Genomic DNA, 24,107 nt, shown 5'->3' on the forward strand with positions numbered 1-24,107 from the left:
TCATCACTAACTATAGTGCGTCGGCTCTTTGTCATAAACATGCGCATGCCATTGGCTCATCTGCTTTTGCATAATGACCTGAATCGCGGCATGAATCATATGCTGACCTATCGCTTGGGTGTCACTACCGAGCAGCTCTTTAAGCTTTTCAGAAAAATCAATGGTCATCAGCGGCGCTTCGTCTTGTTCCGCGTCACGTAACAATAAGCGACCATCTTCTGCCTCTACCAACTCAAGGGTAGTCTCTTTGGCAAATCCTGCAAATTGATCCGTACTTTCGTTATCTACTTCTATATCATTATCGATATCGTATGGCATGAATTGGTTCCTCATTGTCCCGTCTAATACTTGCAAGAAAAATCGCGCGTCGCAACATTATTGTTTTACAGTAATACGGGTAAAACTATCTTAGTCATACAATGGACGCTTTGGTCTTGAAATTCAAGGCTTGTCACATAAGTCTTATACATATAGGCTTTTTGGGTGTGCTATCACTGATAGTATTAGCGCCAGTAGCGTAATTTTGCCACAGTAAATAAGAAGGCAACAAACATACCGAGATAATACATGAGCTTTAACTCTAATGTCGGATCTCGATATTTAAACGGTAAGGCTACAGTGGCGGTGGCGGTCGGAAATATCAACAGCATAAGCAGCCAGTTTTCGATGACATTGAGCCAACCTTGTAAATCAGTACCGTTACGCAATGATGCTAGCCCTAGCAGCAAACAGGCGATAATTAAGCTGGTGAATAAGCCATTGGGTAGATCTTTTGGATAGATGATATTGGCAATCTTGGTCGGTATGATTCTCATGTAAAATTCCAGTCACGCTTGTAGCGCGTGACTTAATAATTAAAAATTGTGTAAAAACAGCCTATCATAAATACTGCAGTGCACTCTTTACCAAACAGCTTTATCTCTGCTCATAAGACTCTAACTGTAAGTACCCATTAACCAAAGCATCGATATACAAGAGGTTAAATAACCCAAGCTAATGGCATTCCAGCTCTCTATATGCATGCCTTTAACTTTGTTAAGTATCTTCGAACCTAGCCAAAAAAACAGGGGAATGCCCAACATAAATGCAGGCACAATGACCGCAGCATGACGTAATACTTCACCAGTATCATCACCGACCATTAGGCGAAAGCCGTAACCCGCCAGACTTAGAACCAAGGCAAATACAGCCAAGCCAATAGTAATACCCTTTGGCACCAAGCTGCGTTGCTGTGTCTCATTCTGAATTGGCTGCTCAGTGCTTTGCTCTGACTCAGGTGATTCTGACGAATTGATTGAGTTTTTTGTGTCCATATTTCACCTTTACGTAACTTGCCGTTATGCATCGTTATCCGTTATACAGCACATTTTGCTACTATTCTTTTATGACGAAAATGACTGATCAACGTATTTACCAATCACATAAGACTGAGGTTATTCGTTACCATTAGCCAAAGCCAGCTCAGCACGCATAGCATCAATAGCCACTTTATAGTCATCTTGGCTAAAGATCGCCGACCCTGCCACAAACATATCAGCACCCGCTTCGGCAATGGCTCGGATATTACTGGCTTTGATACCGCCATCTACTTCTAATCTGATATCACGACCACTGGTGATGATGCGCTGACGGACTTGGCGCACTTTTTCTAACGTCCCTTCAATAAATGACTGACCGCCAAAACCTGGGTTGACGCTCATCAATAAAATTTGATCTACCTTGTCCATCACATAGTCTAAATAATGTAATGGCGTTGCGGGATTCAATACTAAACCACATTCAGCACCGCCATCTTTGATCAGCTGTAAAGAGCGATCAATATGCCCACTGGCTTCTGGATGAAAAGTGATAACACTCGCACCTGCTTCCAAAAACTGCTCAATCATGCCGTCAACTGGTGAGACCATCAAATGCACATCGATTGGTGCATCAATCCCATAATCACGCAGCGCCTTACAAATCATACTACCAAAGGTGAGATTGGGTACATAATGGTTATCCATTACATCAAAATGAATCACATCAGCACCTGATTCCAACACCCTTTCAACTTCTTCACCTAGACGTGCAAAATCAGCTGAGAGTATTGATGGAGCGATAAGATAAGGTTTAGAAGGAATAATCATAGTTAAGCTACCTGATTCTGTTGAAATAAAATACGAATAAAATAAAAAGAAACTAAGGACTGGCTTAAAAAACTGAGCCTTTAAAGCAATAATATTAAGAACTCAAACCACTAGCGCTGCTTATACTGGGTTTTGCAATAAGCACGACCGACCTCGAAGCCTCGCTTAGCTTGATGTTTGGTCGCGCGATTACTGACACGCTGACGCCATAAGCGAAAAGATGACGGCTTTAGCGTTTGGCGCATCAGCTTAATCACGCCTGCTTCATTGAGACCATAGCTATGCTCTATCGCCGCAAACGGTGTTCTGTCCTCCCACGCCATTTCTATTACTCGTGAGACTTGCGCGTCATCTAGCACTTTATCACCCGACTCATTGACTACAGTTGCGATAAGCTCATCTGAACGTGTCTGTCTGTCATTTGATTCAGTACTAATATCAGCATGCTGATTATTTTTTAGAGCCGCGGTCATATCTGCTTGCATGGTCGCAAGCGATGACTGAACGGTTTGCTGCTTACAAGCCAAACCATCGACTACTAATGCTGTCAGATTATTTGCCATAAAACCTTACCTTTAAAGATGCTTAACCAACTTCTATTTTACATTAATCTATTTTATATCAATAAGTACGCTTGACTAAATAATCAGCGTAACTGTCTGTCAATTTATCGATCAGATCATCATTCTAATACTGGACTTAGCTCATTTGCGCCATACGCCAGTGATGTTCAATATGATCGTTAATCACCGTTTGAATAAAATAGTAGCTATGATCGTGACCTGCCTGATAACGCAAGGTTAAGGGCTGATTGGCTTTGTCACAAGCGCGTTGTAATTGGGTGGTTTGCAGTTGACCCTCTGCTAAAAAATTATCAGCCGCGCCTTGATCCACCAAGATACTTGCATACTGCTGCCCCGATTTTTCAATCATCTGCGCAGCATCTGCCTGCGCCCATCGTGATTTATCATCGCCGAAGTATTCTGTATAAGCAGCTTGCCCCCATGCCGACTCACTGGCCGCGCACACAGGCGATAAAGCTGAGACACTCACAAACTTGCCTGGAAACTTAAAGCCCAATAGTAATGCTCCGTGACCGCCCATCGAATGCCCTGTCACGCCAATACTGTCAATAGGAAATTCTGAGCGTAACAAGTCATATAACTCATCAACGATGTAGCTTTGCATATTAAAATGCTCTGACCAAGGTGCTTGCGTCGCATCGACGTAATAGCTGGCACCCTGACCGACAAAATAGCGGTCGTCGTTTGGCACATCGCTGTCATCACTACTTCGAGGTGATGTATCAGGCGCGATAAATATCATGCCAAGCTCGCTGCATTTTTGCTGAAAATGCGCTTTGTGGGTGACATTATCAGCATTGCAAGTGAGACCTGATAAATATAGAATCGCAGGACAACGGCGACCAGCAAGCGCTTCATCTGGCAGATAAATGCTAAAGGTCATCGGTGTTTTGGTCGATGATTGATGGCTATAGTAATGCTGCTCACCATCGAAACAGCGGTTGACGCTGATCTGCGTGATTTTTGAGTTGGTAGATAAACTGTGTTTATAAGAGTTGTTCATAAGCGACATCCTTTTTATCCAAAGTAAAGTACACGATGACTATAAAAAGCATTGGTAAAGTAATACTAGTACTTCTCCAAACTCACTTAGTACTCAATCATTATACCATTCACAAGAATTAAAGTAGTAAGGAAAGCGAGTGTCAGTATTACAGATTCTAGACTGAACGAGCTTAATACGGCTCATCGTAATTTTTTTGTGGGTTTGGGTTTTGGGTTTATGTTAGTTGTTAATTGGCAGTGATCGCAGTATTAGCCACTGGCTGACCAGAGGCACTATCCTCTACGATATTAATGGCGATAGAATCACTGTCAATAATGCTGGCAACTGGTGGTCGGGTTTTATCAAACAATACTTGTTCGAACGCTGGCAAAGCAGTCTCCATCAGACTACCAATCACCATCTGCGGCTCTGATGGTTCAAAACCCATCGCACTTTCACGCTCATTCACACGCAAACGGGCATCTTTAAAGGCAGATTCAAAACTGGTATTGCCACGTAGGCTTTCAGCAAAAAACGCTTGCCCAAAATAGGTCATCTCAGCTGTGTTGGTGCAGCCAAACGATGCTTTGTCAGCGGCTGATGCAGTAATCACTACCGTGGTTGGAGAGGCCAATTCATCGATAAATGAGCCTGAATAGCAAGCAGATACCACAATCACCCGCCAGCGAATACCTGAAGCGTCTAGCGCCTCCCGTAACCATGCGGCGTCTAGATTCTCCATTGCTAATGGTGGATTTGCTAATTGAATGATATTTTCGTTGCCGTGTGAAGACAAGGTTAGGAATAACACATCTTCATCGGCATTCATCTGCTGACCAATTTTCTTTAGTCCACGCAGAATGCTGGTTTTGGTAGCGATTGGCTCATCAAGCCAACTATAGGTATTGTTGATCAACGAGAGTGAATGTCCACTAGTGCCAAAACGCACATCGAACAGCTCACGCACTTTATGAATCTCAGAGCGAAAAAATCTTGACCAGAGAATCCTGCCACACCCATAAAATACCAGTCGGTTGCCCGAAGGCTGGGATCGATACTATTTAATGCTTGCTGTAACAAACGAGGCTGCTCGTATAATGCTGCTTCTGCTAAAACAGGCTCTACAGGAATCTGCTTAAATATAGGCTGATCCGCGACATTACGCTGCCAAATCGTCAACAGTGCGACTGCACCTACCAATACAATGACCCGCTCCCACCACGGTATGCGTAGACGACGAGAAAAAATCCATAATAACGCCAAGGTCTGCCATAAAAACAGCACCAAAAACAGTATGGGTAAAAGTGAATAGCTCCAATCTGGTAACCAACCATAACTGCCCAAAAACTGAACCAAACTTTGTAATAGTGCAGATAAGGTATCAGCCACTAGCCACAATACCACGGGCACAAACACCAACGTTTGATTGCCAGAACGCCGTGCCAAAATGATACCGCCCAATAAAATTATCATCGGCCAAATCAAGTAGCTGACCAACCCTTGCTCATTAAAGATACTGCCATTTTCCGCGGCTAACCAAGAAAACAGTACATTACTACCGAGTGCCAATAGTGCAAATACGGCAAATTGAATAAAGGTCGGTTTTACCCAAGAAAACGCGCGCGTCGACCCTACTAGCATCCACAAGGTTGCAATAATATTGGCAGCGAAATTGAGCGAAAAACGCTGAAGCGATACGGTTTTTAACGACGCAAGTGACAAAGACTTAAACCTCTAGCCAGTCGAGAAAAGAAAGTGAGTTGATGATGATTTTTGGTGTGCAGCTACCTACGAAATGTCATTAATTCACATTTTTTATAGCATATGGACATCAAGATTACATGCAATTCACAATGAGATGATTTTAAGAGACGAATAGCAAAGACTAAAAATATGACTAAACAGTTTAGCTCGCTAATATAACGCGATTGTAACGGATTGTCGGTCAAGAGGATAAGGCTGATTTGTAAAATTCGCTTAAATTTGGCTAAGAACATATAAAAAAGGAGGTCTTGAATCCAAGACCTCCTTTTTTCTCAATAATGACTGTATCAAAGACTCACTACTATCTCATCAAAAGCTCATTCACACGTTTTAGATAAGCGGCTGGATCATCTAACTGACCGCCATCTGCTAACAATGCTTGGTCAAAAATTACTTGCGCCAATTTATCAAAATCGACGTCAGATTGCTCGCTAGTCTCTAACTTTTTAATCAATGGATGATCAGGGTTGACCTCTAACGTTGGCTTGCTTTCTGGCACATCTTGACCCATTTGTTTAAGCATCTGAATCATTTGTGGTGATAGCTCACCTTCCCCAACGACCAAGCAGGCAGGACTATCAACCAAACGCGTCGATACTTTCACGTCTTTGGCACGTTCGCCTAACGCTGCTTTAAGTTTATCAACGACTGGCTTCATGGTTTCTTGCGCTTTTTCAGCTTCCGCCTTTTCAGCTTCGTCTTGCAAGTCGCCCAAATCAACCGCGCCTTTAGCGATGTTTTGTAGCGGTGTCTCATCAAATGAGGTCAAGAAGTTCATCGCCCATTCATCAACACGGCTGGTCATCAAAACAACTTCGATACCTTTCTTTTTAAACAGCTCTAACTGTGGGCTATTTTTAGCAGCCGCTAGATTATCAGCCGTTAAATAATAAATGGCTTTTTGACCCTCTTTCATACGCGCTTTATAGTCTTCAAAGCTGGTCGTCACACTATCCTGAGTACTGGTTGCATAACGCAGCAATTTGGCAATACGTTCTTGATTGCCCATGTCTTCACCAACACCTTCTTTGATAACATCACCAAATTCAGCGTAGAACTGCGCGAATTTTTCTTGCTTATCACTGTCTTCACTGTTGGCTAGACTGGCCAGCAACGTCAAAATACGACGCGCGTTACCATCGCGGATAGACTTCACATCACGCGACTCTTGTAATAGCTCGCGGCTGACGTTCAATGGCAAGTCGGCTGAATCAATGACCCCTTTGACGAAACGCAGGTACATTGGCAATAATTGCTCAGCTTCATCCATAATAAGACGCGCTTCACGTATAGCTTTAGACCATGCTGCTGCTCACGAGTGTACAAATCTACAGGGGCTTTTTTAGGGATATACAATAACTGCGTATACTGAACGCGACCTTCGACACGGTTATGCGTCCATGCTAGTGGCGCGTCCATGTCATAGGTGATATTTTTATAAAAATCGATATACTCTTCATCTTCAATCTCAGATGCCGTACGTGTCCATAGCGCGCTGGCTTTGTTGATAGTTTCCCATTCATCGGTCAATACCATCTCGCCACTAGCAGGTGCGTCGTCGTTCTCATTCTCTTTGACATCTTCTTGCCAAACTTCTTTACGCATCTGAATCGGTAAGCTGATATGGTCTGAGTATTTATTAACCAACTGCTTAATTTTGCCACGGTCTAAATAGCTGTCTTCACCCTCACTATATTGCTCTTTTAAATGCAAAGTAATGGCGGTGCCACGAGTTTCTTTCGTGATAGGCTCAACGGTAAAGCTACCTGTACCGTCTGATACCCAGCGCACGCCTTGATCCGCAGGCTCACCCGCTTTACGTGATTCGACGCTAATCGTATCGGCAACGATAAAACCTGAATAGAAGCCAACCCCAAACTGTCCGATTAATTGACCATCTTGCTTCTGTGATTCAGACAGCTTGTCTAAAAATGCTTTAGTACCGGACTTAGCAATTGTACCCAAGTTTTCGATGGCATCGGCTTCATTCATGCCAATACCATTATCGGTAAAGGTGATGGTTTTGGCGTCTTCGTCGACAGCAATGCGAATTTTTAGCTCGCCATCGTCTTCATAAAGGCTGTCATCATTGGTCGCTTCAAAGCGCAATTTATCACAGGCATCAGAGGCGTTTGAAACCAGCTCACGCACAAAGATATCAGAATTAGAGTAAAGCGAATGGGTGACTAGATGCAGCAGTTGCGCCACTTCCGCCTCAAAGGTATGTTTTTTTAATTCAGGGCTGCTTTCATTAGCGGCACTGTCATTAGCAGTGTCTTTATTAACATTAATATCATCAACATTTTTATTGTCTGCTGGGGTCTGTTCACTCATAAAAAACTCCTTTAATTTATGTCAAAAACGTATCATGAAATAGCAAGCATTCAACTTTCTCTACTCAGGTACAAATTAAGCAGTTCAATTTCGAATATCGCTAAGCTGTTTATACTAATAGGGGCGCAGCAGAATATTTCAAGCTAAAAAATACAATTCAACAAAAACACCGCCCTAGTTTCCTAAGGCGGTGTCATTATATCGATAATAGGTTTAGCAAATAGATTTAGTAATACGTTTTTAGGTAAAGCTATCAACTATAAGCAGCTAGGCAAATGCAGCGCTGGATCTGACTCACGAGCATTCATAGCATCTTCAACCGTTAAGCCTAGTGCTTTAGCAACGCCTGCGCCATAAGCAGCATCACACCAGTTACAGTTGCGAATGTGGCGATACTGAATAAAGTCCGGCACACCAGCCATATTATTCGCTGTGTTTTCGAAGAGCACTTGTTGTTGCTCAGCACTCATTAAAAAACAATGCGCGAGGTTGGCTAAAATAATCGCTATCGTCTTCACGGAAATCATAATGCGCCGCATAGCCGTCAATTTTTAATGGTGGTTCAGCATAATCAGGCTGCTCTTGCCACTGGCTAAAGCTGTTTGGCTCATAATGCGGGCGACTGCCATAGTTATCATCGACACGGCCTTGACCATCACGATGATTGCTCATCACAGGGCAACGCGGCTTATTTACCGGAATCTGTTGATGATTGACACCAACACGATAACGCTGAGCATCGGCATAGTTAACCAAGCGGTTTTGCAGCATTTTATCTGGTGAGACACTAATACCCGGTACCAAATTACTTGGGGCAAATGCGGCTTGTTCCACATCGACAAAGTAGTTGTCAGAGTTTTTTGTTTAATTCAAACTCACCCACTTCAATCAGTGGATAATCACCTTTTGGCCATACTTTGGTCAAGTCAAACGGATGATACGGAACGGTATCCGCCTCAGCTTCTGGCATGATTTGCACATACATTTTCCATTTCGGGAAATCACCATTTTCGATGGCATCGTACAAGTCTTTTTGATGACTCTCGCGATCAGAACCAACCACCTCTGCCGCTTCTGCATCGGTTAAGTTCTTGATGCCTTGTTGCGTGCGGAAATGGAATTTTACCCAAAAACGTTCTTTGGCTTCGTTCCAAAAACTATAGGTATGCGAGCCAAAACCATGCATATTTCTGTACGAGGCTGGCAGACCGCGATCACTCATAACGATAGTAACTTGATGTAAAGCTTCTGGTAATAAAGTCCAAAAGTCCCAGTTGTTGGTCGCCGAACGCATATTGGTACGTGGATCACGTTTGACGGCTTTGTTTAGGTCTGGGAATTTGCGCGGATCACGTAAGAAGAACACAGGTGTATTATTTCCCACCATATCCCAGTTACCTTCGGTGTAGAATTTCAAAGCAAAACCGCGAATGTCGCGCTCAGCATCAGCCGCGCCGCGCTCACCTGCGACGGTACTAAAGCGCGCAAACATCTCAGTCTGTTTACCCACTTCGCTAAAAATATCCGCACGGGTATATTTAGTGATGTCATTGGTCACGGTAAAAGTACCAAATGCGCCAGAGCCTTTGGCGTGCATACGGCGCTCTGGAATCACTTCACGGACGAAATTTCCTAACTTTTCATTGAGCCAAACATCTTGCGCCAATAATGGGCCGCGTTTGCCTGCGGTCATGCTGTTTTGATTGTCTGCTACTGGTGCGCCATTGCCCATGGTCAATTGGGTCGGTGCATAAGGACATTTTTTATCGCTCATATCATTGTTATATCGTTGTTCATAGTCATACTCCTGTGAATAGCAAATGGGTTAAAGTACAAAACCTATTCTGAATACGCTTCTATTAATAGTTCCAGAATAGTTGTCAGCTTGTTCGAAAAACGGTTGTTTTTTTCATAGTAATGTCTAATGACAGTCATGTTCTGTGGTTAGATACTATACAACCCATTACCATTGATTTGTATAATTAATTAATTACATGCTTTCGTTTTGTTTTTCAGAACCACTTAACTTGTTTTTTACTCATGCAAATACTTTATTCCTTAGGATGGTTGTTATTAACAACGATAAATATTACAGTGCAAGCACTCTCTATCAGCCTTGCTATCACTTTTTAAAGCGAATGACCATATCAAATAGAGCTTAATTAATACCACAGAGCAATTAGCGCGGCATCGGACGAATGGTCAAAATTTGCTCACTACGACCAAAAGGGCCATTGATGTCATGTAACACAGCGCTCGTTAAGCCAATGCCATCATTGCCATACTGCTGCACCGCTTCGATGCCAAGCCAGCGACCTTGCGGCGCGCGGTGCATATGAATTTGCAAATCCGTATTGGGAAACATCCATTCTAATTCTGACAAGCCAAGCCCAAGGCGCGGCACAACGCCATTGGCCGTGTCGACCATGCCCAATAGATGCACCAAGTCATCAGTTGGCTTGCCCTCGATCATATCCAAATCATTAGTAATCCAGACCATACCACGTCCTGGGCGACGCTGCGTATCATCAGCGACCAAGCGCACACTCTCAATAAACCCGCCCGGCCAGCCTTTCATGTCTTCCCAGATGGGCAATTCTTCGGGCTTATGTACCGCTTTTTGGTCTTCAATGCCTGCAATCTCGCTGGTATCTTGGGTCATTAGACGCCATGCCCGCGCAATAATCGCATCACGACCGCGACTACTCATGACTGCTTCAATCAGCTCAATGGTCTTGCCCGGACGAATACAACGCGTGGTAATGGTAAAGTCATCCAGTGGAATCAATCCTAAGATATCTAGACTGATACGAGCGATACGCATGTTTTCTTGCGGCGCATAACTGTTTAGCTCAGCCGTGAGCAATCCTGTCGCTGGCGCCATATGCTGTTCATGCTCATTCCAAGCGCCTTGGGCATGTTTGGTTGGCTGATAATGTGCGACGTTGACGCCGTCTTCTCGCTGTTCGAGTTTGATAAAGTTATAATAAGCTGACATGACTGTCCTATGATTTATTTGATAAGCTCTTGTTGTTTTAATTTAAGAACCTGTCGACTCTTAATGACAAAAAATAACGCAACGACCATCGCGGCAATTAATACGCCATAAAAAACATTCTTTTCTCGCATAAAATGCAGAATATTACTGCCTAACACGAATCCCACCACCACGATGACAAACAAATTCACTTTCAATTGATTGTTAACCTCACCGAGAGTGGCTTCTGCCAATACAAATCCTTTTTTTTGCTTTTTCATTTTGCGTTACCTACTATACGTTACCTATTAGATGTTTTGTACAAAGCCTTATCTACTTACCCACTTGGGTGACTGGGATACGCAAGGCTTTAGGCAGACTGAAAGTGACATTTTCTTCGATGCCTGATAGCTCACTCGGTAAATCACCACCCCAATCTTGCAACTGCTGTAGCACTTCTTGAATCAGTACTTCGGGTGCTGATGCGCCAGCAGTGACGCCGATACTCTGCACACCATCCAACCAGCTTTTATCCATCTCACTGGCATTGTCGATTAAATACGCACGGCAATTCATCCGCTCAGCCAGCTCACGCAGACGATTAGAGTTTGATGAATTGGGCGAGCCGACCACCAAGACCACCTCACAGCGACTGGCTAAGTCTTTTACCGCATCTTGGCGGTTTTGCGTGGCATAACAGATATCGTCTTTACGCGGACCTTGGATACTAGGGAATTTTTCACGCAGTGCATCGATGACGCGCGCGGTGTCATCCATCGACAAGGTTGTTTGGGTAACAAATGCCAAACGTTCAGCATTTTGTACGCTCAATGCTGCCACATCGGCTTCGTTTTCAACCAAATGAATGTGACCGCCGTGGCGACGGTTAAAGCGCCCCATCGTGCCTTCCACTTCAGGATGTCCAGCATGCCCAATCAATACCGCATCCATACCCTCTTGCGCAAATTTAGCGACTTCGATATGTACCTTAGTGACCAGCGGACAAGTGGCATCAAATACGGTCAAATCGCGGCGCTCAGCCTCATCTTCGACAGCTTTTGATACGCCATGAGCAGAAAAAATAACGATAGAGCCATCTGGCACTTCATGAAGCTCTTCCACAAAAACCGCACCGCGATTGGCCAAATCAGAGACGACAAATTTGTTATGTACCACCTCGTGACGGACATAAATGGGCGGTTCAAAACGTGTCAATGCTTCGTTCACAATCGCAATCGCGCGATCCACACCAGCACAAAATCCACGTGGATTGGCAAGATAAATTTGCATAAGAGGGCCTATCATTAGATAATTTATTATTAAAGCTTAAATACACAACATTACTGTCAAAAGCTTTAATAATAAATTTGGGATGAATTCATTACGCTACTTTAGCATAATTTACTTTTATTGCCTTTGAAAATAGCACGGTACTAGAGGCTGTTTTAACTAGAAGCACACACATATTCATACGTTCAAAGTATTTATCCATAGTGGCAGCGTTAACTGCACTTAATGCAGCAAAAATGTGATTTATACTGAGTCACCCTATGCCATCTTTACATCGCTTCGATGATAACGACTGATCAAAGGCGGCTTTAATTAAAATAAAAGCCACAAAAGCAGTTTATAATAGTGCATCGATGACAATGTCTATCGCCATACATGATGGCGATTTTTTTTTTACCAGTTTTGAATTGTTTACTAAAACAGCTTTGGCTCTTTTACTCGCACAGATTTGACTAGCACACACTCCATTAGGACACATTGTATGACAGGTTCATTATTTATTATTACTGCCGCCTCAGGTACGGGCAAAACCTCACTGGTAAAGCAGCTACTTGCCACGACTAACGACTTAACCGTCAGCGTATCACACACTACGCGCACGCCGCGTCCCGGCGAGATTGATGGTCATCATTATCATTTTACCGATGTCGAAAAATTTGTGATTGCCATCGGTGAAAACAAGTTTTTAGAACATGCTGAGGTCTTTGGTAATTACTATGGCACCTCGGAGCAAAGCGTGCGGACGCAGTTAGAAGCAGGCGTCGATGTTATTTTAGAGATTGATTGGCAGGGCGCACTACAAGTCAAAAAAATCTTTACTGACGCCATTATGATTTTTATTTTACCGCCAAGTATTGCCACTTTACGCGTCTATCGACGCGTGGGCAAGATACTATGGAGGTAATAGAGCAACGTCTGGCTGGCGCAGTGACTGAGATGGCGCAATATGTCCATTTTGATTTTGTGATTATTAATGACAATTTTGAGGTCGCTTTGACTGAGCTAAAAGCCATTATCGTGGCGGACAGGCAGACGCTTAAGCGTCAACAGCAGCGGTATCATCGCACCATCAGCAATTTACTTAGTAATAAAGTGGAAGAGTAAAGCAATAGCAAAATACTACTGTCAACTCAGTCGATGAGCGCTTATTAATAGATACGTTAATAGACACGCAAAAAGCAACTACGCGGCTGGGCAAAAAATGCTATAATGTCTCGCTATCCCCCTTTATATTTTGATATTATTTTTATTGAGTGGCGGGCAAGCTCCGTGACTAATAAAAACAACCGAGGTAGCTACATATGGCACGAGTGACGATTGAAGATTGTTTGGATAATGTTGATAATCGCTTTGAACTGATTTTGGTGGCAAGCAAACGCGCACGTCAATTGGCCAAAGGTATCGCAGAACCATTGGTTGATGTGGATAATGACAAGCCTACGGTATTGGCATTGCGTGAAATCGCTGCTGGTAAAATCACTCGCGATATCCTAAATCAGCCAGAGCACAACTTTGCCACCAGTTCATTAGATTTGGCACTGTCAGGCGATCATGGTTTTTAAGACACTGTATTATTAAGATACAGCATTGAAGATTTGTCGTATGAAGCCTATAAAGCTAACCACTGCCTTATAAGACAAATACATACAGTGATGACATATTGACGAGAGACCACAGCATAGGCTGTGGTTTTTTGGTTGTAATAACTGGTTGCTGTGATATTGCTTTGATATTGCTTTGACTGTTTTAGTCACCATTTATACCTGAAAACCTACCATTGAGTTAGAATTTCTAAATTTTTATAGCACCTGTTCGCTTAGCAGTTGACATTGAATGCGATTTACGATTAATTAGAGGATGGTCTACCTATTTTTATCTTTTTTCTCGATATTTTTTATATTTATAGTATTCCAGCATTCATTCAGTCACCATTTACCCGATAGATAGACAGTCAGGCAAACAGGTAATGGAAAATAGGATCGTTACTTTATGAGTCAAACCTTACCCAAACTCAGCCATCATTTAGTCGATGAGGCTCAATACAATTTACTGCGCTCAGTAGGTTACCTCACTGCTGCTGAACGCCGTGATATTATTGATGCCTGTGAGTTCGGTGATATTGCGCACATCAAAGATAAGCGTAAATCAGGAGAGCCTTATATCACCCACCCGATTGCGGTGGCCGAGATACTGGCAGGTTTTCGTTTGGATCGAGATACGATTATTGCAGCGATTTTGCATGATACGGTCGAAGACACCGAGGTGAGCGATGAGCAGATTGAGCAGCGCTATGGCAAAATAGTGGCGAGACTGGTCGACGGTGTGACTAAGCTAAAGTCGTCCTCACACAATAAACAGCAAAACAAAGCAGCCACCTTTCATAAAATTTTGACAGCCACCCTTGCCGACCCACGCGTATTGATTATTAAGCTTGCTGACCGCTTACATAATATGTCGACACTGGATGCAGTACGCCCAGAAAAACAACGCACCACAGCACAAGAAACGTTGGATTTTTATGTGCCTTTTGCGCGGCTAATGGGTCTTAATGATATTGCCGATTATATCGAGGTGCTCTGTTATCGTAATCTTGATTCTGACATGTACAACAAACTGTCTGACAAGCTACTACAGCACGGGCTTGGGCGTAACTTTCAAAGAGAGGCCATCCATCGCTACTTGAGTATTGTCCTCAATAATTTGGGGTTGAATGGTCTGGTTAAAGTTTTAGACAATCGCGTGGTCATCTACCGTCAGTTTTTCCGCAATCGCGGTGAAATCAATGCTCTACTCCGTCATTATGCCTTTGAGATTGTCCTCGATAATGTCGAAGCCTGTGACAAGCTGGCCTATTACTTAAAAAAATACCAGATTGATGACTCTCATATCGCTGATAATATTCGTCGTCCGCTACCGGGTGGCAATCAATCACTCACGCTTATCTATGAGCGCGATAACGATGTCGTCAAAGTGACGATTTTGACCAAGCAAATGCAAAGCGCAGCGCGGCTTGGTGTCATTGGTGCAGAGCATGCCTCAGACGTTAGCCAATCGGTTATCCAAGCCTCATTACGCAATATGAAAGACTTGGTCGATGAAGACAGCTTAGATGAAAATAGCCCAGACTTTTCAGCGGCAGTCTCTACCATTAATGAGCTGATGGATTACCTACACTCCAGTAAAATCATCTGCTATAGTCCAAAGGGTCGCGCTTATGAGCTACCACAAGGCGCAACCGCGCTAGACTTTGCTTACGCTGTCGGACCGATGGTCGGCAATGTAGCCGTTGGCGCCAATATCGATGGCAAAAAAGCCAAACTTGGCACAGTCGTTAAGAATGGGCAGCTGGTTGAAATAGAAGTCAATAGCCACTCAGAACCAAAAGCAGAATGGCTAGGATTTGTCGTGACCAATAAAGCGCGTGAAGAGATTTTGCGTTGGTTTAAAGACTTGTCTCCTGCTGATAAGCAACACCATGGTCAACAAGCCTTAGATCGGGCGCTAAAAACCTATCAAAAAAGTCTCGATGACTTAACCGATAGTGATTGGAAAAACCTCACTGAATGGCGTGGCTTGACCGAAAAATCCGAACTATTCGAGCAAATAAGCTCTGGTACGTTATTACCACAGCTGGTAGTAACTCGCTTGTTTAGCGATGAAGTCAATGATTTGCAAGCACAAGAACACAGCGATGATATGACCCAACCACAGCAGCTGATAGTCAATGCGTCTGGGGTTGAGCTTGATTTTGCCAATTGTTGTCATCCTATTTATGGTGACCCTATTGTCGGTCACTTGTCCCGTCACGGTCTGGTTGTTCATCGACACAAGTGCTTTTCACTTGACGATATTCGTAAAGACAATCCTTATCAGGTTATACAACTGCGCTGGCGTAATGACAAGGCCGTAAAACAAGGTGACGCTGGCGAGTATGACATAAAAAATACCGGAAAAATTCGCTTTCCAGCCTATTTAAAACTATCTATTGCCCTCAGCGACGAACAGATTACTGAAGTCATCTATCATTTACGCCAATTAAATATAGGGGTAGAAAAAGTAGATGTGCGTAGCAGTGACACCATCATCCATATCATCGTTCGCAGTCGCAATCATCTAGCACAAGGCATTCGCGAGCTACGCTCCTTGCTAGGTTTCCCAAACATCATCAGGCTGTATCAGCTGTAGTGCTGGTAACAAGGTGTAGTGCGCGTGATAAATTGCCACCAACACTCACTCAATAGAACATTGAATAATGGATTTAGAAAATTTTAGAAAGACCTGAAATAATGATAAACTGTGTTTTTTGATTTTTAGCAAATAAACGTAGAGCGTGTCATCATTTGTATGGTGAAAAACGAGATGTAAATGATGAATAATGCGCCCTTACCTACCAAACCAGAAAAAGATAAAAAGGATATAATATGACTCGTCAAACCATTCAAACTGATAAAGCACCTGCTGCCGTTGGTACTTATTCACAAGCCGTCAAAGTCGGTAACACCGTCTATATTTCAGGACAATTGGGTTTTGACCCTGATGCCATGGAATTAAAAGAAGGTTTTAAAGCACAGGCTGAGCAAGTGTTCGAAAACATCAAAGCCATCTGTGAAGCGGCTGGTGGCAGCTTAAATGACGTAGTTAAATTTAACGTGTCATTGACTGATTTGAGTGATTTTGCGGCACTAAACGACGTGTTTGTTGCCAATTTGAGCGAGCCATATCCTGCCCGTGCAGCCGTCCAAGTAGCGGCGTTACCTAAAGGCGGTGTGGTCGAGATTGAGTCAATTTTATATATTGAGTAACTTAAGCCATATCATCATGTAAATAGTAAGGCTTAATACATAGACGCACTTAATTCTCAAGTCATTACGCCAAAAAAGCCACTGCTAAAAAGTAAGGCCAGAGTAAGCCCAAATATCAATATTTGGGCTTATTGCTATTATTCTTATCAATATTACAATCTAGATATCTAAAAGCTGGTTATCTAAAGACCATTTATCTAAAAACTGTTTATCCAAAAACCATTTACCTGAAACTGGGAACGCATTCTATGTTGGTACAAGTTGCTCTACCCGTGCCCCTTTATCGGGGATTTGACTATAGCATACCAGCAGATATAAACGCCTTCTCAAGCCCTTCTTTACCTCATATTGGCTGCCGTGTCGAAGTATCCTTTGGTCGTCAAACTTTAATCGGTATCGTCGTCGCTCATATTCCAGAAGCAAATAGCAGCGTGCCACTTAATAAGCTAAAACCTATCAATAAATGCTTAGATGCTGAGCCTATTTGGACGCCAGTATGCTAAAGCTGGCACATTGGCTGGCGCGTTATTATCACTACCCGCTTGGTGACGTTTTAGCAGTCATGCTGCCAACGCTCGTTCGTCAAGGTAAGCCGCTGGATTTACTGATTACCCATTGGCGAATTTTGCCGCAGGTAAGCGACGATGACTTTCGTGCCAACGCCAAAAAACAAAAACAACTTTGATATGCTTAAGCTGCATGGCGAGCGCGGCGCGAGTGAAGATGTTTTATTACTAGAGGGCATGGAGAGGAGTTTTTTAAAGGCGCTCGAAGACAAAGGTTTAATCGAGCGCTATATTCAGACCAAACAAGCACCTGCGCCTGTTAAATTAGCAAAAATGCCCCTTGATCTCAATGACGAGCAACAACTCGCCGTTACCGCCATTATTGCGGCTCATGAAGCCAATCGCTACACGGGATTTTTATTAAATGGCATCACTGGTAGTGGCAAGACAGAAGTCTATCTGCAAGCGATGCAAGCCGTATTGGACGCTGGCAAGCAGGTATTGATTTTGGTACCAGAGATTGGATTGACACCGCAAACGCGTGCGCGTTTCGCCAGTCGCTTTGCCGCTCACTTGTCTTATTGCATTCTGGCATGAACAATATCGCTTACAAGGTTGGCAAGATTGCCGTACCGGTCATGCTCAAATCATTATTGGCACGCGCTCAGCAGTGCTCCCCTTTGCAGATTTGGGCTTAATTGTCGTTGATGAGCGCATGTTCTTATAAGCAGCAAGATACCTTGCGCTATCATGCCGCTGACGTCGCGCTGTATCGTGGACTACAAGCCAATATCCCTGTCGTATTGGGTACGGCGACGCCATCTCTTGAGCATCTAAAACTGGTCGATGACGGTAAGCTGGTGGAGTGCCAACTGCAAACTCGTCCCGGTAATGCGAAGCTTGCAACCATGCAGCTGATTGATGCGCGCCTGAAAAGTACTCATCAACAAACGACGGACGAAGGCGCGCGCTATGATACTGGGCTGACCGATTGCTGATTGGGGCAATACGGCAAACGCTAGAAGCGGGCGATCAAGTATTAATATTTTTAAACCGTCGCGGCTATGCGCCAGTTTTGCTATGCGAAGCTTGCGGTTGGCAAGCAGATTGTCCGCGCTGCGACGCGCATCTAACCGTTCATTACAATAGCCAGTCCCAACACAACGCTTATAGTAGCTCCTATTTAAAATGCCACCACTGCGACTGGCAAGCCTATATTCCGACAGTTTGCCCGGATTGTGGCAGTCAAAATTTGGATGCCAAAGGGATGGGCACGACGAGGCTCAGCGAAAACCTGCATGCGATTTTTGCCAATCCGCAAACCAGCAAAGAGCTATATCCCATTATCCAAATCGATCGCGATACCACCAGACGTAAAGACAGTTGGGAGAATATCTATCAGCGTATCAATCAAGGTAATCCTGCCATCTTGGTTGGCACGCAGATGGTCGCCAAAGGTCATCATTTCCCTAATGTTACGCTTGTCTGCTTACCAAACGCCGATCGTGGTTTCTTGTCCGCCGACTTTCGCTCGCCGGAACATACTGCGCAATTGATGATTCAGGTCGCAGGACGTGCCGGTCGCGGTGATAAATCTGGTCGTGTACTCATTCAAACGCTGCAACCAGACAATGAATTATTATTGAAACTGGTCAAAGATGGTATTTGTTTTTTGCTCGCGAGCTATTGCAAGAGCGTAAAATGATGGGTTTACCACCGCATAGCTATGCTGCCTTGATACGCTGTGAAGGCAAAACCCTTGCCGCCACGACGCAAGCCCTTAAAGATGCGATTGCCATTTTGCCAAATGGTCATAATCTCGCCGTACTAGGACCTATCGATGCACCAATGAGCAAAAGAATAGCCGTTACCACGTACAACTGCTACTTTTAGGCAAAGACAGACAGCAATTGCATCGGGTATTACAGCATTGGTGGCAGCCTGTACTTGCCCTTCCAAGCGCCAAATATCTGAAGCTGACCCTGGATATCGACCCTGTTGGTTGGTAGCCAACGTCTAACCATCACTCTTCAATTCGGATTATCACTTTATCGCTGTCCGCTACTAGGGCTTGTGCCCATTTAGAGGATAGTTGATTGAATTGAGGACACACCTAAAGAACGCTATTCGAAATAGTAACCAATGGTTTACTGCCTAGATACAGCAAGCATTATTAAATATGAAATTCTTTATATCTGGCTAGTCCGCGTACAGCAAGCCCAGCCTTATAAGCAATCAAATTTCCTCTTCTGTCATTCTGAGTGTTGTTATGAGTCAAAATAAATCAACGCTGAACAAGGCAATCATTCTCATCAGAATGATACTGTTAATGTGGCTAACCATCTGCATAAAGATGATGAGAGCAACTACACTCATGACAATCAAGCCTCTCACGATCACGATGAACACTTAGAGCAAACAACAGCCCCGCGAGATACCAAGGGCTATCAGCGTACTTTGCTGTTTAGCTTTATCATTATCACAGGCTATAGTTTATTGAAGCCATCGGTGGCTGGCTGACTGGCAGTTGGCGCTATTATCTGATGCAGGTCACATGCTCAGTGATGCAATCGCACTTGGCGCCACTCTGATGGCATTTAAAATTGGAGAAAAAGCAGCCACTCATCAAAGACGTTTGGTTATAAACGCTTTGAGATTTTAGTCGCAACAGTCAATGGTGCGACGCTGGTCATTATTGCGCTAATGATTTTTTATGAGGCGATTAAGCGCTTCAATTCACCGCCTGAAATTGCTACCCAAGGCATGCTTATCGTTGCTACTATCGGTTGGTCAATATTTTGGTCGCTTGGCTGATGCATCGAGGCAGTCGTGGTGGAGATGCACATGGACACAGTCATGCTGGTAGTCATAAAGGCAGTCTTGAAGACACTCAAGGAAAAAATGCGAGTAAAGCACCGGTCAATCTTAATATGCAAAGTGCTACCTGCATGTATTGAGTGACTTAATGGGTTCGGTTGCCGCTATTGTTGCCGCGCTTTTGATGATGAGCTTCGGCTGGGTTTGGGCGGATGCAGCGGCCTCGGTGATTGTCGCGATACTGATATTATTTAGTGGTTATCGCGTTGTGCGTGATTCCGTACATATTTTGATGGAAGGCACGCCAGAAGGCATATCCTTAGTGGATGTCGAAAAAAAACTGCTTACCCATCCACAAGTACAAGAAGTCCATGATTTGCATGTTTGGAGTATTACCAGTGGTCTAAATGCCTTATCTTGTCACGTCGTTGTCGATGGTGAGATGAGTATTCATGAATCCAGCATATTGATTGCCAATTTAGAACAAAGCTTGCTTGAACTCGGCATCCATCATGCGACCATTCAGGTAGAAAGCGCATCACATCCGCAAACTGAGACACATAGCGATGCGCTGGTCTGCGATCTCAGAACAACAAACAGAGGGTAATAATCATATTGGTCACAATCATTAAGCATGAGGCATTGAAAATCAGACTTTGAAAGTCAGACATTAAACATTGAAAAGACCATTTTTCATTCAAGTATCAATTTAAACGTCGCCTATGATTGGTGACATTTTATCAAGTGACGGCAATCATAACGCCATATGCACCACATTAGCCAAAGCGCTGTTATTAACTAAATACCTAACCCCAACGATAAGAATATGATTCGAATCCAAAAATCTCATACGTCAGTCCTGATGTGCGTTACATAATCAGATGTCAAATAACCAGCTGCCATATATGACGTAAGCGGCGACCAAGATCCAAATAACCGCGCCAGTCCTGCCCGAAAATCCTTAAAATTATTTTGCTAAAAGTCTTCAATAATCCGCGCAACTTACTATCAGTGGACGAATCATCATGCATGAATATAACTTCTTACGCGCCAACATAAACAGGCTTTATTTTAAATAAGTATATCACGCCGATTTTTAGCATTGTAATGGCACGTTAAAAATGATGGGAAATTTAGCCTCACCGCCATATTTTTCATATAAATTCTGTATACTTAAAGCTGAAACACCCAATTTACCACTAATGGATGATTTTCTGCCATGTCGAGACGCTCAGCTCCTTTTGTTGCTCCAAGCCACATTGATGACCCTATCTCAGCAGAGGGTAAAAAGCATGCCAAAGCATTGTTATCGACGCTGCAAGAAGACATTGCTAGCTTTCGAGATGAGCAGTTTCCGCCTGATATTTTGCGTCAAGTTCGTGACATGCCAATTTATGAAGGCAATATCGCCGAAGTCCAAGCCTATCAGCAGCGTTGGCATAATCTGCTTGAGCGCGCCATAGCGTTTTATCCTGCTGCCAATCTACCGCCCGATCATCTGCCGCTACCAGCCAGCCTTGGGATACCGCAATTTATCTATCATGTGCAAAGGCTACATTTGACCAAGACCCGTGCAAAGAATCCAAAAGCTTCGGTTCGGTCGGTGCGCTTACTTAAGTGTGGTGATTATAGTGCTGATGAAATTGCGCGTATGAGTGCCGTATTTGATAATGATGATGAGGCGCGTTTGGTGGCGCATCGTGAATTTATTGATTTGCGCGCCTATGTATTTTGCCGTGATAGCAATGGCGAGATGCTGGAGCCTGAACGCGTGCGTTTTTATCGAACGGGGCTTATCGTCCATGCGCTGCCCGATTTCAAAATCGTAGACAGTCGCCAGACCCCGCGTAAGCGTCGTAACGATGCTTATAACAATCCACTTGCCGATAATGGTGTGTGGAAGATTTATCGTAAAAAATAACGTATGCTAAGATTTTTTATTTTTGCCATGCCCGTATTGTACCGCTTATTTTATCATGACTGCTAAGGATTCCAGATGTTCGCTGCCGCCACCGGCTCACCAAATTTAATGTTACAAGCTACAATCTTCTTAGGAGCAGCCCTGCTCTTTGTACCCCTTGGTAAACGTTTTGGCATTGCGACGGTCTTAGGTTATCTCATTACAGGATTGATATTGGGGCCCAGTGGTCTAGACGTCGCAGGCGATGCTGAGAGCTTGTTGCACTTCTCTGAGTTTGGCGTGGTCATGCTGCTATTCATTATCGGACTTGAGCTGCAACCCTCACGATTATGGGCACTGCGGCGTTCGATATTTGTCCTCGGTGGTTTACAAGTCGGTCTGACTGGCACATTATTAATGGGGCTGTTACATCAAATTTTTGGCTTACAGCTCGATACTGCTTTTATCGTCGGTTTTGGCCTTGCCTTGTCGTCCACAGCTTTTGTACTACAAATACTGACTGAAAAACAGCAGCTTTCTAGCACCCACGGTCGTGAAGCGTTCACGATTTTATTATTCCAAGATATTGCAGTTATCCCTTTGTTAGCCGTCATTCCTTTCCTATCAGGGGTGCGCGAACAAAGTTATGATTTGATTTATTTTGGCAAAGTTTTTGCGGTTTTTGCTGGACTGATTTTTGCTAGTCGTTATGTCGTTTCCCTTCTTTAAGTTTGTAGCCTCTAGTGGTGCATCAGAACTGCTGACCGCCGTTGCGCTATTTATCGTGATGGGTGTGTCTATTTTGATGGGTCAAATTGGTTTATCCATGGCATTGGGTGCTTTTTTGACAGGGGTACTGCTCGCAGATTCTGAGTATCGCCATGAGCTAGAAGCCAGTATTGAGCCATTTAAAGGATTGCTACTTGGCTTGTTTTTTATGTCGGTCGGTATGCTGACTGATGTCAAACTTATCTTGGCAAAACCTATCTTTATCATCGGCTGTGCAATGGCATTGATGGCTATCAAATTTGGTGTCATTACCGCCATTGCAAAGATATCAGGCAATCGCTGGCCAACCAGTATAAGACTGGGTGTGACGCTCGCTCAAGGTGGTGAATTTGCTTTTGTTTTATTCAGTGTTGCTACTGCTCAAAATGTGTTGCGACCTGAGCTTGCCAACACTCTGAACCTTATCGTCACTATCTCCATGGCACTCACACCGTTGGCATTTTTGTTACTTGAGAAAATCGGTGAGCCGTTATTTGCCAAAAGCAAACCCAGCCGCGAATACGATGCCATCCCCGATCATGAACATCAAGTCATTATTGCTGGCTTTGGGCGCGTTGGTCAGATTATCGGTCGTGTACTACGCATGCACAACATCGAATTTACCGCCATTGAACGCTCAGCGAATCGCGTCGATTTCGTTCGTAAATTTGGTAACCAAGTCTATTACGGCGACCCAAAAAACCCTGAGATATTGCGCGCGGCTGGTATTAAAAAAGCCCGTGTGTTATTTTAGCCATCGATGATTTAGAGCGCTCTATCACCACGGCTCAATACTTACGTAAAAACTATCCAGACTTGGTCTTGGCACGGGCACGTGACCGTCAGCATTATTATCGATTGCGTGAGGTCGGTGTGCGTCATATTTGGCGTGAGACTTACCTATCCTTGGATATGTCGCGTGAGTCGCTACAACTGCTTGGCATCTCACCAGAAAAAGCGCGCGAGACGGTGCAAACCTTCCGCGATTACGACGCGACTTGATTGAACGTCAGCAAGCGATCTACTGATGAAGCCAGCATGATTGAATCCGCACAATCAGCGATGGCAGAGCTAGAAAGCTTGTTTGATGAAGACATTGATAAAGCCCGAAAAATGGACTTAACAGATTTTTATGACGCGCTAAAAGTAAAGCAACACCCGTTGATAAAAAGGACGATGTTGCAACTGACTCTAACACCTAAATATTTATATATTTTAAAGCGTGTTTGATGATTCACAAATAGTCGTGTCATG

General features: G+C 43.8%; 16 protein-coding genes and 7 pseudogenes. 10 read left to right on the forward strand and 13 right to left on the reverse strand.

Annotation, left to right across the window (positions count from 1 at the left end):
• Positions 1-6 precede the first annotated feature (6 nt).
• The 13 genes and pseudogenes from G7Y90_RS00200 to ispH form a co-directional block, all read right to left on the reverse strand.
• The gene (locus G7Y90_RS00200; protein ID WP_045444246.1) at positions 7-318 is read right to left on the reverse strand and encodes a hypothetical protein; all 312 of its coding nucleotides are present in this window, start codon (positions 316-318) and stop codon (positions 7-9) included.
• Positions 319-503: 185 nt separating this feature from the next.
• Positions 504-815 (reverse strand): hypothetical protein, encoded by a 312-nt coding sequence (locus tag G7Y90_RS00205; RefSeq protein WP_045444243.1) that lies wholly within the window; start codon positions 813-815, stop codon positions 504-506.
• A 120-nt stretch (positions 816-935) separates the two neighbouring features.
• A complete protein-coding gene (locus tag G7Y90_RS00210) occupies positions 936-1,313 on the reverse strand; it encodes a hypothetical protein (protein WP_227676610.1) in 378 nt (125 codons plus the stop codon).
• A gap of 120 nt (positions 1,314-1,433) precedes the next feature.
• A complete protein-coding gene (rpe, locus tag G7Y90_RS00215) occupies positions 1,434-2,126 on the reverse strand; it encodes a ribulose-phosphate 3-epimerase (RefSeq protein WP_060491744.1) in 693 nt (230 codons plus the stop codon).
• 110 nt (positions 2,127-2,236) lie between these two features.
• Complete coding sequence (locus G7Y90_RS17550; protein WP_284143882.1) at positions 2,237-2,449, reverse strand: TIGR03643 family protein; 213 nt, start codon at positions 2,447-2,449, stop codon at positions 2,237-2,239.
• 376 nt (positions 2,450-2,825) lie between these two features.
• Complete coding sequence (gene fghA / locus G7Y90_RS00225) at positions 2,826-3,713, reverse strand: S-formylglutathione hydrolase (RefSeq protein ID WP_250163078.1); 888 nt, start codon at positions 3,711-3,713, stop codon at positions 2,826-2,828.
• A gap of 229 nt (positions 3,714-3,942) precedes the next feature.
• Positions 3,943-4,611, reverse strand: coding sequence for a C13 family peptidase (locus tag G7Y90_RS00230; protein WP_250163079.1), 669 nt, complete (start codon positions 4,609-4,611; stop codon positions 3,943-3,945).
• Positions 4,608-5,417, reverse strand: coding sequence for a hypothetical protein (locus G7Y90_RS00235; protein WP_250163080.1), 810 nt, complete (start codon positions 5,415-5,417; stop codon positions 4,608-4,610). Before G7Y90_RS00235 ends, G7Y90_RS00230 begins: the two co-directional genes overlap by 4 nt.
• 343 nt (positions 5,418-5,760) lie before the next feature.
• Positions 5,761-7,793: pseudogene (gene htpG, locus G7Y90_RS00240) on the reverse strand (molecular chaperone HtpG).
• A 257-nt stretch (positions 7,794-8,050) separates the two neighbouring features.
• A pseudogene (locus tag G7Y90_RS00245) lies at positions 8,051-9,567 on the reverse strand (catalase).
• A gap of 405 nt (positions 9,568-9,972) precedes the next feature.
• Positions 9,973-10,791: a thioesterase family protein gene (locus G7Y90_RS00250; RefSeq protein ID WP_250163081.1), complete on the reverse strand. Its 819-nt coding sequence runs from the start codon at positions 10,789-10,791 to the stop codon at positions 9,973-9,975.
• Positions 10,792-10,805: 14 nt separating this feature from the next.
• Positions 10,806-11,051, reverse strand: a complete 246-nt coding sequence (locus tag G7Y90_RS00255) for a hypothetical protein (RefSeq protein WP_250163082.1) — start codon at positions 11,049-11,051, stop codon at positions 10,806-10,808.
• Between the two features lie 52 nt (positions 11,052-11,103).
• On the reverse strand, positions 11,104-12,060 hold the full coding sequence (gene ispH / locus G7Y90_RS00260) for a 4-hydroxy-3-methylbut-2-enyl diphosphate reductase (RefSeq protein WP_045444223.1): 957 nt from the start codon (positions 12,058-12,060) through the stop codon (positions 11,104-11,106).
• Between the two features lie 481 nt (positions 12,061-12,541).
• Between ispH and gmk the strand changes: the two are divergent.
• From gmk to G7Y90_RS00320, 10 genes and pseudogenes are all read left to right on the forward strand, one after another.
• Positions 12,542-13,164: pseudogene (gene gmk / locus G7Y90_RS00265) on the forward strand (guanylate kinase).
• A 197-nt stretch (positions 13,165-13,361) separates the two neighbouring features.
• Complete coding sequence (rpoZ, locus tag G7Y90_RS00270; RefSeq protein ID WP_045444217.1) at positions 13,362-13,622, forward strand: DNA-directed RNA polymerase subunit omega; 261 nt, start codon at positions 13,362-13,364, stop codon at positions 13,620-13,622.
• Positions 13,623-14,049: 427 nt separating this feature from the next.
• Positions 14,050-16,245: a RelA/SpoT family protein gene (locus G7Y90_RS00275; RefSeq protein ID WP_250163083.1), complete on the forward strand. Its 2,196-nt coding sequence runs from the start codon at positions 14,050-14,052 to the stop codon at positions 16,243-16,245.
• Between the two features lie 236 nt (positions 16,246-16,481).
• The gene (locus tag G7Y90_RS00280) at positions 16,482-16,862 is read left to right on the forward strand and encodes a RidA family protein (RefSeq protein WP_250163084.1); all 381 of its coding nucleotides are present in this window, start codon (positions 16,482-16,484) and stop codon (positions 16,860-16,862) included.
• A 248-nt stretch (positions 16,863-17,110) separates the two neighbouring features.
• Positions 17,111-19,377 (forward strand): annotated as a pseudogene (locus tag G7Y90_RS00285) (primosomal protein N').
• Between the two features lie 322 nt (positions 19,378-19,699).
• Positions 19,700-20,817 (forward strand): annotated as a pseudogene (locus G7Y90_RS00295) (cation diffusion facilitator family transporter).
• A 587-nt stretch (positions 20,818-21,404) separates the two neighbouring features.
• A pseudogene (locus G7Y90_RS00300) lies at positions 21,405-22,106 on the forward strand (hypothetical protein).
• 198 nt (positions 22,107-22,304) lie between these two features.
• Positions 22,305-23,678: pseudogene (locus G7Y90_RS18295) on the forward strand (cation:proton antiporter domain-containing protein); the annotation flags it as partial.
• An 87-nt stretch (positions 23,679-23,765) separates the two neighbouring features.
• Positions 23,766-23,855, forward strand: coding sequence for a hypothetical protein (locus G7Y90_RS18725; protein WP_502937447.1), 90 nt, complete (start codon positions 23,766-23,768; stop codon positions 23,853-23,855).
• Entirely contained in the window at positions 23,856-24,083 is a 228-nt protein-coding gene (locus tag G7Y90_RS00320; protein WP_250163088.1) for a hypothetical protein, read from the forward strand.
• The last annotated feature ends 24 nt before the right edge of the window (positions 24,084-24,107 follow it).

Source organism: Psychrobacter sp. WY6 (genome assembly GCF_018448495.1).
GTDB lineage: Bacteria > Pseudomonadota > Gammaproteobacteria > Pseudomonadales > Moraxellaceae > Psychrobacter.